The organism is Flavobacterium sp. 245 (genome assembly GCF_004362055.1).
Lineage (GTDB): Bacteria > Bacteroidota > Bacteroidia > Flavobacteriales > Flavobacteriaceae > Flavobacterium.
Window position 1 is genome coordinate 170,615 of the sequence record NZ_SNXB01000004.1, and the last position, 18,188, is coordinate 188,802.

Consider the following 18,188-nt stretch of genomic DNA (forward strand, 5'->3'; position numbering starts at 1 on the left):
ATTAAAATTTAATAGTTAAAGACGAACCAAAACTTTTCATCATTGGCGAATTGAAATACTCTAATCCGGTGGTATCGATTGAATTAAACATGGAATTACTACTAAAAGCCGATTTACTTTTAGAGGCAATAAAAGCATTGTTCATAAAAACTGTAAGAGTAAAATTTAGATTGTTTCGTGTCCAATTTGTTGCTTTTGAGTACGATAAACTAATTGAACTCAATCTAAAATAAGTTGCATCTTCAATTGCATCTTCGGCTATTCCTTCAGTTCCGTATCTCACCCAGCGATTCTGCTCCACCGGAAGTCCGGCATCATAAAACGAAACCGCTTTTGTATTTGGCAAACCATTTTGTGTTACGCCATCAAATATGTAATTGGTAACATTACGCTGATTTCCTGTCAATTCAGATTTTCCATAATAATTCAAGGTCTGCTGTGTTCCGTTCCAAATTTCTCCTCCCTGACTCCATTCAAAAGTTAAATTCAGCATTAGCTCTTTATATTTAAAAGCATTAAAAAATCCCACAACAAAATCTGGATTTGGATTTCCTAAAATTTTAGGCTGTGCATCTTTTATAGGAAAACCGTCATTGCCGATAATTACGTTTTTATTGCTGTCTCTCAAATAACCGTTTCCAACGATAACTCCAAGTGGCTGTCCCACTATATAATTTTTATTAACATCAGCAAAACCGGCAAATGGAATACTGCTCAAATGATTATTTAAGCTTGTTACTTTATTTTTATAATAAGTAAAATTTAAATTGAAATTATAGTTAATGTCGTGGTAATAAGAAAATGGTTTCTGAATTTCAAATTCGATTCCGTTTTGTTTGTAATTAACATCTGGCGACCAGCTGACTGTATTAGAATTTAGAATTGGAGTGTACAAATTATCCACTTTTTTAGAATAATAATTCAGATTTACATTCCAATAATTAAATTCATAACTCAATTTAAGATTCGTAATCTGTTCTTTTGTAGGCGCTGCACCTCTTGGCGTTATTAATTCCAAATCATTTTCAAGTTGTTTAAATTGATTGATTTGAAAACGCATTGAATTAAAATTTAAATTATTGTTTTGCAACGAAGGCTCGATTTCATTGTAACCGTAATCAATTCCAAAATTCAGACGAGTGTCGAGAATATTTTTTAATTCGGCTGATCCGTAATAATTTGTCATAAAATGATTTTGAACCGTCGACGAATAATTCAAGTCGGTTTTCGCTTTTATAATCATATCATTGTTTCGACCAGTTACATTCTCAATAACAAACGAACCATTTATATTATAAAAAACTTCAAATCGATCCTGAGCGACATCAAGATTAGTCTGATTTTGACTGTTTTTTGGAAAATCAGAAGAAAAAGCAAATCCGCTGAAATAATCACGATTCAATTCCCGATCAAAAAATCTGAAATCAATCTTTGATTCTATAAACTTCATATAACCAAAATTATGTCGGTAAACATCTGACACCGAAATGCTTTTAAAATTCTCGGTTCTTTCATTAAAATTTGGCGCAGTAATTCCAGCCATATAAAAAGGCTGTCCGTTTGTGTTTTTTATTTCAGAAGATTGAAAACTTACGTTTATCTTATTTTCGTTATACAAACCATCGTAATCGTGATTAAAATTAAATGACAGCATTTGGCTTTTATTTCTGTCGAGATTGTTCTGCAATAAATAATAGGGATTATTCTCTAAGGCCGAATAATTTCTCTGTGAACCATTTGATAAAATGGAAGCAATACTATTATCAAAATGAATTGGAGTAACGGCATTTGCAAAAACAATTTTATTAATCGCAAAATTGGAGTTCGATAAATTATTTTTAAAATTGTTGTAACTCAAAATAGCGTCTATTTTACTCTTGTCTGAAACCTGTCTGAAATATCTCAAAGAGGTTGTAATTTCATTATTACGAGTATCTGGAATCGCAATATTTCCGGTTTTATAAGCAAAGTTTATTTTTAAGAAGTTTTTCTTTGGACCAATAATCTGAGCGCTTAAAGAGGTTTTGCTATCTACAGTATTTTGAAAAAAATGATTCGGATTATAAAGTTCCAACTGATTTGCACCAGCAGAAGTCCTATTCACAATATCACCCTGAGGATAATATTCTGAAACATTCTGAGAATGCTGCAATGAACTGACTTGCGGACCCCAGCTGAAAATTTCATTTGTCTGTGGCGACTGATACGTCAACGCACCATTTTGGCTTCTTCCCTGTGCATATAAATTTTGATATTTTGGAAGACGAAATGGTGATGAAATTAAAAGTTCCTGAGCGACTTCAAAAGATGTTTTATTGTAGTCGGCTTGATTTTTCAGCAGATAAAAACCATTTTCTTTCCGAATAATATTCTTTATGTCCTGACCATTAAAATTCAATGTCAGACTATTATCATAGTATCCAGAAGGTTTAGAAATTGGCACTGAATCACTAGATTTTTCTATTTTATCAGTATAATCATCACTTACTATAGGTACTACTCTTTCATCGTTTTCCAGTAAAGTCCTATTGGTAATTTTAATTACTTTTGTTTCCATTCCAATACAGGAAATCTGCAATAAATCACCTTCTTTTACTGCAATAGAATAATTTCCGTCAAAATCTGTAACTACACAATTTTTTGTATGAAGCACACACACTTGCGCGCCCGGAATCGGCTCCCCTTCATATTTGACAGTGCCTTTAAAAATAGATTGAGAATGACCAATGGCTGATAAAAAAAGAAATAGTAATAGTTTTTTCATACTGCTGTTTTATACTATAGAGCCCAATTCTGATTAAAAGGTTGGGAGCTAAATAAAAAAATGTAAGAATACAGCAAAAATTTAATTTTATGTTAATTTTTTTTAACTTCACACTGTAACAAAAGTGATTTCAACACTACTAATACTTTATGAGCGAAAATCTAGAACAGTCATTTGTTGCGCAATTGCAAGCAAATCAGAATATAATCCACAAGATTTGTAGATTATATACTGCTGGCGAAGATGCTCACAAAGACTTGTTTCAAGAAATTACCATTCAGCTCTGGAAAGCGTATCCAAAATTTAGAGGCGACAGTAAATTTTCGACCTGGACGTATCGTGTTGCTTTAAATACTGCCATTACCTTATATCGAAAAACCAAAAGAACCATATCGACAGTAGAATATGAAAGTCATCAACATTTTGTAAAAGATGTTGATTACAACTATGAAGAAGAAGAACAGATTAAATTGATGTACAAAGCGGTTTATCAGCTTAACGACATCGAAAAAGCATTAGTTTTTATGTATTTAGAAGACAAAGATTATCAAGAAATAGCTGAAACTCTAGGGATCAGCGAAGTGAATGCGCGCGTGAAAATGAACAGGATCAAAGGGAAACTTAAAAAAATACTAAATCCTTAAAAATTATTATGAAAGAACTGGATTTATTAAAAAAAGACTGGCAAAAGAACTCGGATTCTTTTGAGCAAATTTCTGAAAAAGAAATCTACAGAATGATTCACAAAAAATCATCTTCAATTGTGAAATGGATTTTGATTATCAGTATTTTGGAAGTCACCTTTTGGACTTTCTCAAATCTTTTTATCAATACTGACGATTTATTGCAAAAAATGAATCATCCGGAGATTGTATTGGCAATGGAAATCCTTACCTATTTCAACTATATAGTTGTGCTGTTTTTTATTGTTGTTTTTTATAAAAATTACAAAACAATTTCAACTACAGTAGCAACAAAATCTCTTATGAGTGCGATTTTAAGAACTCGAAAAACAGTTCAGTATTATGTGTGGTATAATCTTGGAATGCTTGTTTTAATAACCATTTTAAGCTACTTTATTGCTTTTGTTTACAATCCAGATATGGCATTTTTTAGAGAGCAACTTGCTGAAAGCGGAAAAACAATGTTTTTTACTATCGGAATTTTATTTCTGATAATAGTAGGCATATTGGGTCTATTCTGGTGTATTTACAGATTGGTGTACGGAACTTTATTACGCAGATTATACACTAATTATAAAGAGCTGAAGAAAATTGATTTCTAAGATACTGAGGTTCTAAGATGCTAAGGTTCTGAGATGCTGAGATGCTAAGATACTGAGGTTCTAAGTTTTTTCAAACCTGAAACCTGAAACTTGAAACCTGAAACCTGAAACCTGAAACTTGAAACCTGAAACCTGAAACTTGAAACCTGAAACTTGAAACTTGAAACTTGAAACTTGAAACTTGAAACCTGAAACCTGAAACAAAAACTTAACCTCTTAATATTCCCACTGTCTCAATCTGTTAAGTTCTTCCTGAGCTTTGATTTCTTCGGCTGGAATAACTTTTAAGAATGACGGATGTTGTTCGATTGCGTATTCTACTTTTTCAACGATTTCTTCAATTGTATCGTTTTCATAATCAATTTCAAGAGGTTCTTTGATAATGAAAGACTGTAGAATTCCTTTTTTCTTCATTCGTAAACCTTTTTTATCAAACGAGCGGCGGAAACCGTCAATTACAATAGGAATTACAATAGGTTTGTGCTGTTTAATAATATGGGCAGTTCCTTTACGAACAGGTTTAAACGATTTTGTAGTTCCCTGCGGAAATGTAATTACCCAGCCATCTTCAAGAGCAATTCTGATATTTTCGGTGTCATTTGGGTTCACATCTCTCTTTTCAGTTACGTCAACACCTTTTGCGCGCCACGTTCTTTCAACAGTAATAGCTCCAACGTAAGCTAAGATTCTTGGCAGTAAACCAGCTTGCATTGTTTCTTTAGCAGCAACATAATAAATATTCATTTTTGGTTGCCATAAATAACCAATGTTCTTAATAGTATCTTGACGTCCGCTTAAACTTGCGTTAAACACATGAAACATCGCCACAACATCAGCAAAATAAGTCTGATGATTTGAAATAAACAGCACATTAGTATCAGGCAATGTTTTAATAATTTCAGATCCTTCAATCTGTAATTCATTAAATCCTCTGTATCTGCGGTGCGTCATAGCTCCCAAGACACGGATTAACCATTTCTTGATGAATAATATATGTCCAAAAGGATTTCGTTTAAACAATCCCATAGCTGTTTATTGTATTTTTTTTGTTAAGTCGCAAACATACAAAAATTATTCTTTTAGCAATACTATAAAGCAATTTCGGAAATAAATCGCTATAACAATGAATATCAAATCGTTAATTTTCTGTTTTTATGATTTTTCATCTAAAACTGTTTTTAGAACGTCTCTCAGTTCACTCAATATCATCGCTGTGGCACCCCAGACAACGTGATTTTGAATACTAAAAGCTGGAACAGGAATATTTGCCGCGTAAGAAGTTGACAATGTGGCTTCGATGATGATTTCATCATTTAAAAAAACAGATAATGGGAGTTCAATAATGTCGGCTACTTCGCGAATATCAGGGTAAAACGAAAGCTCTTCTTTAGCAATTCCCATAAAAGGATGAACTAAAAAATTGCTCGGCGGAATATACATTGGCGTAAAATGTTTTACAACTTCTATCTTTTCAGGAAGAACCCCAACTTCTTCATTGGTTTCTCTCAATGCAGTATCTTTAAAATCAAAATCAGATATTTCATATTTACCGCCTGGAAATGCAATTTGCGAGGAATGAACACCATTATAAGCATTACGGACAATTAAAACCAAATGCGTTTCGCCATTTTTAGGATAAAACAGCATCATTACAGCCGCAATTCTCGGATTTTTTGTACTTAAATCAAGGTTTTTAAGCTCTTGCATGCGCTCCTTTGGCGCCATTTTTAAATGAGAACTCGTCGCTGGCAGTTCAACCGGAATTAAATTAGGAACATATTGCAAAAAATCTTGAAAATCCATATTCAAAGTTTATTTTTGTACTTTCAATTAAAAATATAAATATACTCTAGAAAATGCGGTTCTACAAATTTTCTAAGATAAAGCCATAGATAATGTACAGTAAAGAAGAATCACAACGCATGAAAAGAGAATTTTGGGTAGCTTTTGCAGAAAAGTATCCAAGAAAATGGGTTCTTTATGATACAAAAATCAAAGATTTCTCTTTTAAGTTTTTTGTTGATAATAAAAAAGCTCAGGTTTTAATTGATATCGAACATAGAAGCGATGAAAAACGAAACGCTTATTTTGAAAAAGTCGAAGCCTTAAAAAATATTTTGGAAGAGGAATTTATTAAGGATTTAGTTTTCGAAAAAAACTATACTCTAGAAAGCGGTAAAACCATCAGCCGAATCTGGATCGAAAAACAAGGAATTGGTTTCAGCAACCGCAATAATTGGGATGCCATTTTTGATTTTTTCAATGAAAATATGCATGCTCTTGAAATGTTCTATTTAGAGTATGATGAATTTATTAAGGATATAGAGTAGTTTTTTGAGACGCTAAGACACTAAGATACTGAGCTTCTAAGATTTTTTTTAACCCTGTAAATTTATTTTTACGGGGTTTTTCATTTTTATAATTGTAGCATTAAATATTTATTAAAAAAATACCTAAAATTCACTATTTTCGAGCGATTACATGATATTTATTTTGTTTTTAAGATATCTTAAAAATAATTAATAAAGAAATACCTATAATTGATGCAGATTTGGTCAAAATTTTTATATTTGAAAAACCTAAATCTGCAATGAGAAAACTTTTACTGGTGTTTTTTTTAGTTTCATTTTCAAAAAACTATGCACAAACTGATTATGCTTTTGTTTACAACAATGATTCCATAATCAAAAAAGGTGAAAGATTATATGATACCCAAAAGTATGATGAAGCCTTAAAAGAATATCAAAAAATCAGTAAAATTGACCCAAGATACCTCAATGCACAATACGAAATAGGTCTTGTCCTGAATGCTCAGGAGAAAAAACCGGAACTTAAAACGCATTTAGAAAATTTATATGCTAAGGGAAAAATGCAAGAATTTCCGGAGCTGTATAAAATGTATGCGATCTTTTTAAGCAACGAAAAAGAATACGATTTATCAGAAAAAATATTTAAAGAAGGTGAAAAATATATTGGAAACTATTCAACCTTCCAATACAATTTTGCGATACTTTATATTCGTAAAAAAGAAACTCAAAAAGCGCTTGATATACTAAAAAAGATCATTACAAATGATCCTAATTATGCCTCAGCGCATTATTTGTTAGGAATCATGGCTTTTGAAAATGGTAAAATCACCGAAGGAACTCTAGCCTTAATGAGTTACCTTGCCATTGCACCTACTGGCCAGTTTGCATCTAAAGCAGTTATACAGTTAAATGCAAGCTTTGGACAAAATTATCTGGACGAAAACAAACTGGTTTTCTCAAAATCTGGAGATAATTTTGAGGAAATCGAAACCATCTTAAGAAATCAGCTTCCGTTAAAAAAAGTTTATAAAATAAAGTCAAGCATTGATGATGTTATTACGCGTCAGGTTCAAGCAGTTGCAGAATATGCTGTGGAACATAAAATGGGCGACGGTTTTTTTGAAACCACTTATATCCCGTGGGTAAAAGATATGGTTGCAAAAAATCAGCTTGAAAATTATTCTTATTACAGTTTGCTTTCTTTAGAAGATAAAATTGGAAAAGAGCTGACTAAGCAAAAGAAAAAGATAATGTCTTTTAATGAGGATTATATTCTAAAGGGATTCTGGCCTGCTTTTGCTACAAGAAAATTAGATCTTTTTGGCAAAACTGAGGAGGTTGTGGTTACGATCAGAAATGAGAGACCTTTTATTATTGGCCCGCAAATTAATGGCGAATTTAACGGTAAATGCAAATATTTAAATGCGCTTGGAAACTTAGCTGGCGAACTTAATTTTAAAAATGGAAACTTAGACGGTCTTCAAAAATATTATGATGATAAAGGCCGTATTACCGAAGAAAAATATTTTGCTGACGGAAAATTAAGCGGTGAAAGAAAGGTTTATTATGAGAATGGAAATATGTCTTTGTATGAAAACTATAAAGATGACAAGCTTGACGGAATTAGCACATCGTATTATCCAAATGGTGGCAAAACCTGCGAAATAAATTTTACAAATGATGAACGTAATGGTACTTTAATTTGTTTGTATGAAGCTGGAACGAAAAAAAATGAAATTGATTTTGCCAATGGAAAATTGAGCGGAAAGTACAATGTATATAATGAAGCCGGCGATATAACCGAAACGTATAACTGTAAAGACGATAAAATTGAAGGCAATTATGCGGAATATTTTGACGGTAAAACTTTAAAATCAGAAGCTGTTTACAAAAATGGTTTTATCGAAGGCAGCTACAAAACATATTACACAAACAAGTCTTTAGAAAAAGAAAATATCTGCTCGCTGGGCAATATTTCTAAATCTACAGATTATTATGAAAATGGGAAAAAATCTGCTGAGACTTTTTATACTGCTAAAGGCGAAATGGATAGTTACAGCTGTTTTGACACTTTTGGAAACAAATATTTTGAAGAAAAATACAAATCTGGTGAACTCAAATCTGGAGTTCAATATACTGCAAATGCGCCAAAAGGAACAGAGATAAATCTTGCCAAAAAAGGTTTTGAAATGAAAAATTTTGACGGTTCAACCCGAATTAAAGGAAACTTTGAAAAAGGTAAAAAAACAGGTGAATGGAGTTATTTGTTTTCATCTGGATTTCCGAGATTAAAAGAATCTTATATTAACGGAAAAAACAACGGATTAAGTACTAATTATACAGAAAGCGGCGAACTTTCAAGCATCGCTCATTTTGAAAATGATACTTTGAACGGACGCTACGAAGCATATGACGGCAACAGAGTAAATCAGCTTTTTTATTATGAAAAAGGAAAGCAAAACGGTCCTTTTCAAACTTTTTATGCAGACGGAAAAGTGAGTACAGAAGGTTTTATGAACGAAAACAGTATTTCAAATGATAAATATATTTATAACCAAAACGGAAATGTAGCTTCTATAGAGCACTATGTAAACGCCTATATAACCAACAGAAAAACGTTTGGTCCTAATGAAAAACTGGAAAATGATTTTGACTATAAAAACAAAACAGGAAAATTCAGCTTATCATTTAATAACGGAGTTTCTATCGAAAACTTTGAAATGAAAAATGGGGTTTTAAATGGTAAAGCAATCTCGCAGGATAAGTATAAAAACATAATGAAAGATGCCCAATATGTTAATGGTAAACTTCATAATGCATATAAAAAATATGGTCCGACGGGAGCACTCCTTTTAGATCAAAATTACTATTGCGGAAAATTAAATGGTCTTAGCAAACAATTTGATTTTGTTGGAAACTTAAGGCTTACTGAAGAGTATTCTTTTGGTAATGAAAATGGAAAAACAACGCGATATTTCAACAATAAATCAAAAATGATGGAGAGTTCGCTGCTTAATGAGTCACGCGAAGGAGAAACCACTTATTACAATCAAAAAGGAGAGCCTTTGGTTATTATTGGCTACGAAAATAATATGCCTCAGTATTTCATCACAAAAAGTAAAACTGGTGAACTGACTGATAAAAAACCTATTAGCAATCAAACTGCTGAAATCATATCATACTATCCAAATGGAAAACCAGCAATACAGCTTGCTTTGAACAAAGGACAGTTAAACGGAAAATTCCTTATCAGCTCTGCAGAAGGGAAACCGGAATATGAATGTAATTATAAAGACAGCAGTCTAGAAGGCGACCGATTTGAGTATTATGTAAATGGCAAGCTGTACAAAAAAGAGCATTTTGTAAATAACAATTTTGAAGGGCAGCAACAATATTTTAAAGAAGACGGAAAATTATGGGCCGATGTATCTTTCAAAAATGATGAACTTCACGGAAATACTTTGGTTTATAATGCCGGAAAACTAGTAGAAACTAAAAAATATGATTCAGATGAATTGGTTGAAATTATCAAATAAACCTTTAATTCTGAGTGTTTTTTGTGTTCTCTACTCTGTTTTGGGTACGGCACAAAAATCATTTGAGGAGACAAAAAATCTTTACCCGGATTATAACGAAATCATTCTCGATAATACGGAAGCGTATGATATTACCTTTGAAAACAACGGCCTTAAAATCATGCTTGATAATCATTATGAAGCTATGATCTTGACTCAAAACGGAATTATCAATAACAAAGAATCATTTTCCTATTCCGGTTTGATTCCCCTTAAGAGTTACGATGCGTACACGGTTATTAATGAAAACGGGAAAGAGAAAAAAATAAAAGTAACCCAGACAATTGAAAAACAGTCACAACAGAGTTCAATCTTTTATAATGATGTAAAAGAACGTCAGCTTACTTTTCCAAATTTAGAAACGGGAGCAAAAAAAGTATACAATTATCAGACTCAATTCTTAGATCCGCATTTGCTGCACAAATTTATTTTTGGTGATGTTTTACCTATTCAAAATTCGACTTTGGAAGTCAAAACGGATAAAAATATTGTGATTGATTATAAAATTTTTAATGATCCTAACAAAACAATCGTCTATTCTAAAACAGAAAAAAAAGGCAAATGGATTCACAAATGGACATTGAGTGATATAAAACCAGTAAAATATGAAGAAGGGGCTCCAGGCTATTTATACCAAGTTCCTCATGTTGATTTTTATATTAAAGAATACACCATCAACAATGTTACAACTCCAGTTTTAGGTACTATTTCTGAGCTATTCAACTATTATAAAGCCTTTGTAAAAGACTTGAATAAAAAAGAAGATCCAGATTTGAAAGCGCTTACAATGGATCTTATTAAAGATAAAACTACGGATGAAGAGAAAGTAAAAAGCATATTTTACTGGGTTAAAGCAAACATTAAATACATTGCTTTTGAAAATGGCTACGAAGGATTTATACCGCGTGAAGCCAATCTGGTTTTTGAGCGAAAATTTGGTGACTGTAAAGATATGGCAAGCATTATTTCCTGTATGGCCAATTATGCCGGCGTAAAAAACGTGACGGTGGCCTGGATTGGCACCCGAAGTATTCCGTACACATACAATGATTTGGCAACACCTTCTGTAGATAATCACATGATTGCTATCTTTAAAAAAGACGATCAATATATCTTTTTAGATGGAACTGATAAGGAAACCCGCTATGGTATTCCAACAGCTTTTATACAAGGAAAAGAAGTTCTTTTTAGTGAAAATGATCAATATAAAATTTATCCAGTTCCGGTTGTTCCTCCCAGCAAAAATGAAGTTAAAGAAACTGTCAATTTAAAAATTGAAAACAGCAAATTGATTGGAAATGCAAAAATGGAACGTTTTGGTTATAACCGAAGCCATATTTTAATGCAAATTGGTGATGCAACAAACAAAGCGCGTCAGGAAATGATCAAATCTCTAGTTTTAAAAGGAAACAATAAATTCATTTTAAAAGATTATAAAGAAGAAAATTTATCAGATAAAGATTTGCCTTATGTGATTGACTACAATTTTGATCTTGATAATTATATTGTAAAAGTTGACAAGGAAATTTATGTGAATTTGTTTTTAGATAAATTTCTAGAAAAAGCAACACTTGCAAAAGACAGAGTTGCACAATATGAGTATGAATATCTAACGCAGTTCACGACGCAATATGCGCTTGAAATTCCGAAAAACTTTAAAATCAAATATCTTCCAAAGAACTTTGATTTAGATAATGATTATTTGAAAGCACATTTTGTTTATGAATTTAAAAATAACATTATGTACTTAAATATCAGTTTACAACAAAAGAAACTATTGCTCAATAAAACCGATTTTGAGCCTTGGAATGAAACCATCAAAAAACTAAAATCTAACTATAGCGAAACCATCATTTTACTTGAAAATAATGAAAAAAAACTTCCTTAAAACCATTTTTACCTTTGCTGCACTAATGTGCACTACACTCTTTTTTGCTCAGGAATATAGTTTCAAGAATTATGACTGGAATGAAAAAGATGTAAAAATCGAAGTGCCTCAAAAGTATGAAACAGAAAAAGAAATCATTCTGAACCGTACTATAAAAATTGAAATTTTAGTGGATAAAAACACTGCTTCTCAATATCGTCTGATTCATGAAAAAAAGTACATCAACTCTGATGATGCAATCGAAAGAAATAACAAAATTTATATTCCGTTTGGCGATAACGAAAATGTACTGGTTACAAAAGTTCGCGTTATCTTAAAAAATGGGAAAACGATTATTTTAGATAAAAAAGATATTAAAGAAGAGGTTGATCAGGAAAAAGGAATGAAATATAATTATTTCGCTCTTAACGGACTTGAAAAAGGCGCTGTAATCGAAAAACTGTATGTTCTTGAAGAAAACCCAGATTTAAAAGGAAACACCATTAAAATACAGGATGAATATCCAATAGCTGAGTACAATTTTGAGCTTATCACACCTGCACATCTTGTTTTTAAAACAAAATCATATAATGGTTTGAGCGAACCTGTTTTAGATGATAAAAAACTGGAAAACAAAAAGGTAATCAGCATTTCTGAGAAAGATATTCCCGCTTTAAAAGATGATGAAGAATACTCAAATTGGGACGTTAAACTAAGACTTTTCCGTTACAAATTAGATGCAAATCTTTATAACGGAGCAAAAAATCTGAACAATTTTAAGGAATACGCGACGGCAACTTATGAAAGAATCAATCCTGTTTTAGACAAAAAGCAAGAAAAAGCAATTGCTACTTTTTGCAGTTCTATTCCTGAATCTAAAGATCCTCAAGAGCAAATCTGGAATATTGAAAACAAAATCAAAAAGACAATCATTTACGATAAATATACCGACATGCAGCCTTCTTTGAGCGATGTAATCAGCAAAAAACAGGCAAATAGTGTTGATATTATAAAATTGTATGTTGCGGTTTTTAAATATTTCAAAATAGAGCAAAATCTCGTTTTTACTTCAAGCCGTTACAAAGTGCCTTTTGATAAAGATTTTGAAAGCTATGAAAACTTAAATGATTTCTTGTTTTATTTTCCAACAATCAAAAAATATCTTTCTCCAACAGAAATTGAATATCGTTTACCTCTTTTTCCTAATTATTTAGGAAATAACAATGGGTTATTTATAAAAGAAAAAGTGTTTGCAGGCGTTGCAATGGGAATTGGTGAAATTAATTTTATTGAAATTCCAGGTACTGAAATCACGCATGATTATATGGATATTACAGTTGATTTTACAAAAGATCTTGAAAATCCATTAATTACAAGCCACATGACCTATGGCGGTTACTCTGGTTTGAATTTTCAGCCAATAAAAGATTTCGTTTCGGCAGAACAATATAAAACAATGCTGAAAAGTGTTTCTGAAAACTATACGCTTCAAAGCGAATATAAAACGCTTACAACAGAAAATGACGGTACAGAGTTTATTGGAAAAAAACCATACAAACTGAACTTGACGTTTGATGGAAAAGATATGATTCAGAAAGCCGGAGAAAATTATTTGTTTTCTGTAGGACAAACTATTGGACGCCAAATGGAGTTTTATCAGGAAAACAAACGTATGCTTCCTATCGAAATTGATTATCCACATTATTACACCCGTAAAATAAAAATTGTTTTACCGGAAGGCGCTAAAATCAAAAATTTGGACAAGTTTGTTATGGACTTTAAAACTGATTTAAACGGTAAAACTGAAGCTGCTTTTACAAGCAAATATTCTCAAAACAAAAATGAAGTTACGATTGAAAATACAGAGTATTATAATATTGTAAATTATCCGCTAGCAAGTTTCGATCAATATAAAGCGGTTATTAATGCTGCCGCCGATTTTAATAAAATTGTGGTTATTGTGACGCAATAAATCTAAAACTATAAAAAAAGAAGCCCGGTATTTAAAAATATCGGGCTTCTTTTTTATTCGTAAAAACTACACACTAAAAATATTATAAACTATAATGTGGTCGTCGTAGTTGATATAAAGCTGTTTACGGAAGTCTTGTTTTTTTCGCGTAATGATTGAAAGTTTGCATTCTCTCCCGTCATTATCTTTGCACATAAACGAATAGACAATGTCAGTATCGTTTTCTTCTCTTTCTATATAATTCAAAATACTAAAGAGCTGAATTTCCTGAGAATAAACCACAATTCTATGCTTATTGGTATCTAAAACTACACTCAGATTTACTAAATCCAGATTAGACCATTCGCCCCACTTCCCTTTTTGATTTTTTTCTAAAACACTAAAACCCGAAGTTTTAAAATTATAAGACTGACTTTGAACGTCTTGCAGTCCAAAAATAAAAAATGATAATAATATAGTAGTGCGAATAAAATTCATGAAATATTTCTTACAGATAATTAAAATTCAAATTTAGCCTTTTCTTTCCTAGCATCCTCAAATTCGGCTATCATTTGCTGCACAATTTGTTCAACAGGCAAAATTTCGTGAATGAGTCCGGCGATTTGCCCTATTTCAAGTTCACCTTCTTCAAGATCACCTTCAAACATTCCTTTTTTAGCTCTGGCCCTGCCTAAAAGCTGTACTAAATCTTCTTTTGAAGGACATTTTTCATACAAAGCTTGAACATCATGATAAAACTTGTTTTTCACCAATCTAACAGGTGCCAATTCTTTCAGAGTCAAATGCGTATCGCCTTCTTTTATATTAACTATCGTTTCTTTAAAATTATTGTGGGCGGAAGATTCTACAGAAGCAGCAAAACGACTTCCAACTTGAACACCATCAGCACCAAGAATCATTGCAGCCAGCATTCCTCTTCCCGTTGCAATTCCTCCCGCAGCAATAAGCGGAATGTGGATTTTTTCTCTCACCATAGGAATCAGCGTTAAGGTCGTTGTTTCATCACGCCCGTTATGTCCGCCAGCTTCAAAGCCTTCGGCCACAATAGCATCAACTCCAGCTTCTTGCGCTTTTAAAGCAAAAACAGAACTGCTCACGACATGAACAACGGTAATCCCTTTTTCTTTTAAAAATGAAGTCCAAGTTTTAGGATTTCCGGCCGAAGTAAAAACGATTTTCACGCCTTCTTCAACAACAATATTCATAATTTCTTCAATGTTTGGATACAACATCGGAATATTGACTCCAAAAGGTTTGTCTGTCGCCTTTTTGCATTTTTGAATATGCTCTCTCAAAACTTCTGGATACATTGAACCAGCACCTATAAGACCTAAACCTCCAGAATTACTAACGGCAGAAGCTAATTTGTAACCGCTGTTCCAAATCATTCCTCCCTGAATTATGGGATATTTTATATTAAAAAGCTTCGTAATTTTATTCATGCAAATAGGCTGTTATTGTTTGATAATCTTTCCTGTTTTATGCAAACCTTCGGCATCAAAAGTATAAAAATAAAGACCGCTGTTTAAGGCTTCTACAGAAAGAAATGGATTTTGATTTGTGATTTGTTTTTCAATTAATTTTTGTCCCAAAAGCGAATAAATTACTACTGAAGCTGTATAATTTTCCTCAGGAAATTGAAAAGAAATTGTCGTTTTCGCTGGATTTGGAAATACTGAAAAAGTGGAAGATAAGACGAAATCATTAACCCCTAAATTCGCTCCAAAATTTGGAATTCCATAACCATAATTAAAATCTGGCGTCGTATAACGATCTGATGACTGCAAAATCATTTGCCTGATTTCTTTATTTGTTTTTGATGGAAAAGCCTGCCAGAGACATGCGACCAATCCGGCCATAACTGGGCATGAAAACGAAGTTCCATTTGCCGTACCAATATTTCCCGAAGGATCAGAAATTGCTGTTGCGGTTCCCTGAGCCATAATATCTGGTTTTACCCGATTGTCAAAACTTGGTCCAATAGAACTAAAATCAGATTTTACTTTTGCCGAAGTCACTGAACCAACAGTAAGTACTGAAACGGCATCTGCAGGAGCACCGATATGCGGTTCAGAAGTTCTTCCTTCATTTCCTGCAGAAGCTAATACAATTATTCCTTTGCTAAAAGCTATTTCTGCGCCTCTTGAAATAAAAGTGGTACTTCCGTTCATATCACTATATGTATGACTTTCACCTGCTTTATCAAATCCAAAGTATCCTAATGAGGTTGTAATAATATCGACACCAAGACTATCTGCTTTTTCTGCTGCTTCGACCCAAAGTGATTCCTCAATTGGATTTTCAGAAGCATCATTTTCGGTTATAAATAAATAATAAGAGGCCTCTGGAGCTGTACCAATCAGAGCATTTTCCATATAGCCGCCCATCGTTGATAGCACTAAAGTCCCGTGATCATCGCCGGTGTAAAAATTGGAGTTTCGGTTTACAAAATCATAACCACCTAAAATCCTATTGTTTGTTTGAAGGTTTTGAAAAGGCTGTGCTGTATCTACGCCTGGAAAACCGGCATCTAAAACCGCAATAACTTTTCCTGCTCCGGTATAATTCTGCTTGTGTAAAGCCTGTCCGTTTAGCATCTGAATTTGATTTGCAGCATTTCCATACGCATAATCAATAGTGGTTTTAAGTTTCTTATTTATTTGTACAGTGTTGTTTGCATTCACTCTTTTTCCTGCTGTATTCAAAGTTCTATTAGTAAAAGTAACTTTATCAACAAATGATAGTGATTTAAGTGCCGAAACATTCGTTTGAGTCCCTCGTATATGAAGCGCATTCAGCCATTTTGATTTGGCTAAAACTGTAATTCCCGTACTTGATTTTATTTGGGTTATGTAGTTTTTTTCAATGGGAACATCTGTAAGATCTAATGCAATATTCTGAGCTGTTCTTCGGGTTAAAGAACGCTGTGTCAGCATATCTGAAGGTTTAGCTAAAAAAGATTGCGAACTTGGTTTGTCTTTAAAATAAACCCATGCATCTTCTTGCGAAAACATCGCAGAAGAAAAAAGTAAAAGAAAAAAGGTGAAACAGTATTTCATAGTTTACTTTTTAAAAAGGGAAAATCCCTATAAAAAAGTATAAAGCTAAGAAATTACTCCCGAACCAACTAATTCATTATCTAAATACCACGCAACAAATTGACCCTCAGTAATAGCTGATTGAGGTTCATCAAAATGAACATACATTCCGTCTTCAAATTGGTATAAAACTGCTTTTTGCAAAGGCTGACGGTAACGAATTCTCGCCATCACTTCCATTGATTCACCTGATTTTAAAGCTAAATCAGTTCTAACCCAGTGAACTTCAGAATTCCCAACAAACAAAGCTTTTTTAAACAAACCTGGATGGTTGCTCGACAAACCTGTATAAATAGTATTTGTATCAACATCTGTAGCAATTACAAACAATGGATCTGTAGTTCCACCTACATTCAAGCCTTTTCTTTGTCCGTTTGTAAAATAATGTGCACCTTGGTGTTTTCCAACCACTTTTCCCATCGTTGGCAAATAATTCAATTTTTCAGATGCTGCTTTTAGTTGTTCTTCTAAAGATAATCCTGCTGTTTCTTTATCGGCATAAATTGAATCATCTTTATCAATCTGAACAATTTTGCCATCTTTTGGCTGTAATTTTTGCTGTAAAAATTCAGGCAAACGAACTTTTCCGATAAAGCATAATCCTTGCGAATCTTTCTTTTCGGCTGTTACCAATTCCATTTCAGCCGCAATTTCGCGTACTTCTGGTTTTGTCAAAGCTCCAATTGGGAACAATGCTTTTGATAGTTGTTCCTGAGATAACTGACATAAAAAATAGGACTGATCTTTATTGATATCACTTCCGGCAATCAACTGATAAACAGGTTTTCCGTCAACTTCAATTTCATTTTTTTGACAATAATGTCCCGTTGCAACATAATCTGCACCAAGACTTAAAGCAATTTTCATAAAAACGTCAAATTTGATTTCACGGTTACAAAGCACATCAGGATTTGGAGTTCTCCCTTTTTCGTATTCGTTGAACATATAATCAACGATTTTTTCCTTGTATTCTTCGCTTAAATCAACAGTCTGAAACGGTATTCCAAGTTTTTCTGCTACTAATAAAGCATCATTACTATCTTCTAACCAAGGACATTCGTTAGAAATAGTAACCGAATCATCATGCCAGTTTTTCATAAAAAGGCCAATAACTTCGTATCCTTGTTGCTGCAATAAATAAGCCGCAACACTAGAATCTACTCCACCAGAAAGTCCAACAACTACACGTTTCATTCTAAATCGTTTATATTTTTACAAGGGTGCAAAGATAAGCCAAATAATAGAAAATTATAACCGTTTTGATTAGTTTATATAATCCCACAGTAGACAAAAGCTATCGTTTTTTTTAATTACTTTT

The 18,188-nt window shown here is 32.7% G+C and carries 13 protein-coding genes; 6 read left to right on the forward strand and 7 right to left on the reverse strand.

Going from position 1 to position 18,188, the window contains the following annotated elements; translation table 11 throughout:
• Position 1 precedes the first annotated feature (1 nt).
• Positions 2-2,764: a carboxypeptidase-like regulatory domain-containing protein gene (locus EV145_RS09540; RefSeq protein ID WP_133524988.1), complete on the reverse strand. Its 2,763-nt coding sequence runs from the start codon at positions 2,762-2,764 to the stop codon at positions 2-4.
• A gap of 149 nt (positions 2,765-2,913) precedes the next feature.
• Between EV145_RS09540 and EV145_RS09545 the strand changes: the two genes are divergently transcribed.
• Together EV145_RS09545 and EV145_RS09550 are read left to right on the forward strand one after the other, a co-directional pair.
• Positions 2,914-3,408, forward strand: coding sequence for an RNA polymerase sigma factor (locus EV145_RS09545; RefSeq protein ID WP_059118031.1), 495 nt, complete (start codon positions 2,914-2,916; stop codon positions 3,406-3,408).
• 8 nt (positions 3,409-3,416) lie between these two features.
• The gene (locus EV145_RS09550) at positions 3,417-4,049 is read left to right on the forward strand and encodes a hypothetical protein (RefSeq protein WP_133524989.1); all 633 of its coding nucleotides are present in this window, start codon (positions 3,417-3,419) and stop codon (positions 4,047-4,049) included.
• Between the two features lie 216 nt (positions 4,050-4,265).
• On the opposite strand, the gene EV145_RS09555 is transcribed toward EV145_RS09550, so the two are convergent.
• Entirely contained in the window at positions 4,266-5,075 is an 810-nt protein-coding gene (locus tag EV145_RS09555) for a lysophospholipid acyltransferase family protein (protein WP_133524990.1), read from the reverse strand.
• Positions 5,076-5,201: 126 nt separating this feature from the next.
• Positions 5,202-5,852, reverse strand: a complete 651-nt coding sequence (locus EV145_RS09560; RefSeq protein ID WP_133524991.1) for an NUDIX hydrolase — start codon at positions 5,850-5,852, stop codon at positions 5,202-5,204.
• A gap of 92 nt (positions 5,853-5,944) precedes the next feature.
• Between EV145_RS09560 and EV145_RS09565 the strand changes: the two genes are divergently transcribed.
• The 4 genes from EV145_RS09565 (at position 5,945) to EV145_RS09580 (ending at position 13,772) form a co-directional block, all read left to right on the forward strand.
• Positions 5,945-6,379: a DUF4268 domain-containing protein gene (locus EV145_RS09565; protein WP_133524992.1), complete on the forward strand. Its 435-nt coding sequence runs from the start codon at positions 5,945-5,947 to the stop codon at positions 6,377-6,379.
• A gap of 260 nt (positions 6,380-6,639) precedes the next feature.
• On the forward strand, positions 6,640-9,894 hold the full coding sequence (locus EV145_RS09570) for a toxin-antitoxin system YwqK family antitoxin (protein ID WP_133524993.1): 3,255 nt from the start codon (positions 6,640-6,642) through the stop codon (positions 9,892-9,894).
• A complete protein-coding gene (locus tag EV145_RS09575; RefSeq protein WP_166638433.1) occupies positions 9,869-11,821 on the forward strand; it encodes a DUF3857 domain-containing protein in 1,953 nt (650 codons plus the stop codon). Before EV145_RS09570 ends, EV145_RS09575 begins: the two co-directional genes overlap by 26 nt.
• Positions 11,802-13,772, forward strand: a complete 1,971-nt coding sequence (locus EV145_RS09580) for a DUF3857 domain-containing protein (RefSeq protein ID WP_133524995.1) — start codon at positions 11,802-11,804, stop codon at positions 13,770-13,772. Before EV145_RS09575 ends, EV145_RS09580 begins: the two co-directional genes overlap by 20 nt.
• A gap of 66 nt (positions 13,773-13,838) precedes the next feature.
• Here the strand turns inward: EV145_RS09580 and EV145_RS09585 are convergent, their stop codons facing one another.
• The 4 genes from EV145_RS09585 to mnmA are packed head-to-tail and all read right to left on the reverse strand — an operon-like array spanning position 13,839 to position 18,064.
• Positions 13,839-14,249, reverse strand: a complete 411-nt coding sequence (locus EV145_RS09585) for a hypothetical protein (RefSeq protein WP_133524996.1) — start codon at positions 14,247-14,249, stop codon at positions 13,839-13,841.
• A gap of 20 nt (positions 14,250-14,269) precedes the next feature.
• Positions 14,270-15,214: an NAD(P)H-dependent flavin oxidoreductase gene (locus EV145_RS09590; RefSeq protein WP_133524997.1), complete on the reverse strand. Its 945-nt coding sequence runs from the start codon at positions 15,212-15,214 to the stop codon at positions 14,270-14,272.
• 12 nt (positions 15,215-15,226) lie between these two features.
• Positions 15,227-16,831 (reverse strand): S8 family serine peptidase, encoded by a 1,605-nt coding sequence (locus tag EV145_RS09595; RefSeq protein ID WP_133524998.1) that lies wholly within the window; start codon positions 16,829-16,831, stop codon positions 15,227-15,229.
• Positions 16,832-16,876: 45 nt separating this feature from the next.
• Entirely contained in the window at positions 16,877-18,064 is a 1,188-nt protein-coding gene (gene mnmA, locus EV145_RS09600) for a tRNA 2-thiouridine(34) synthase MnmA (RefSeq protein ID WP_133524999.1), read from the reverse strand.
• Positions 18,065-18,188: the final 124 nt, after the last annotated feature.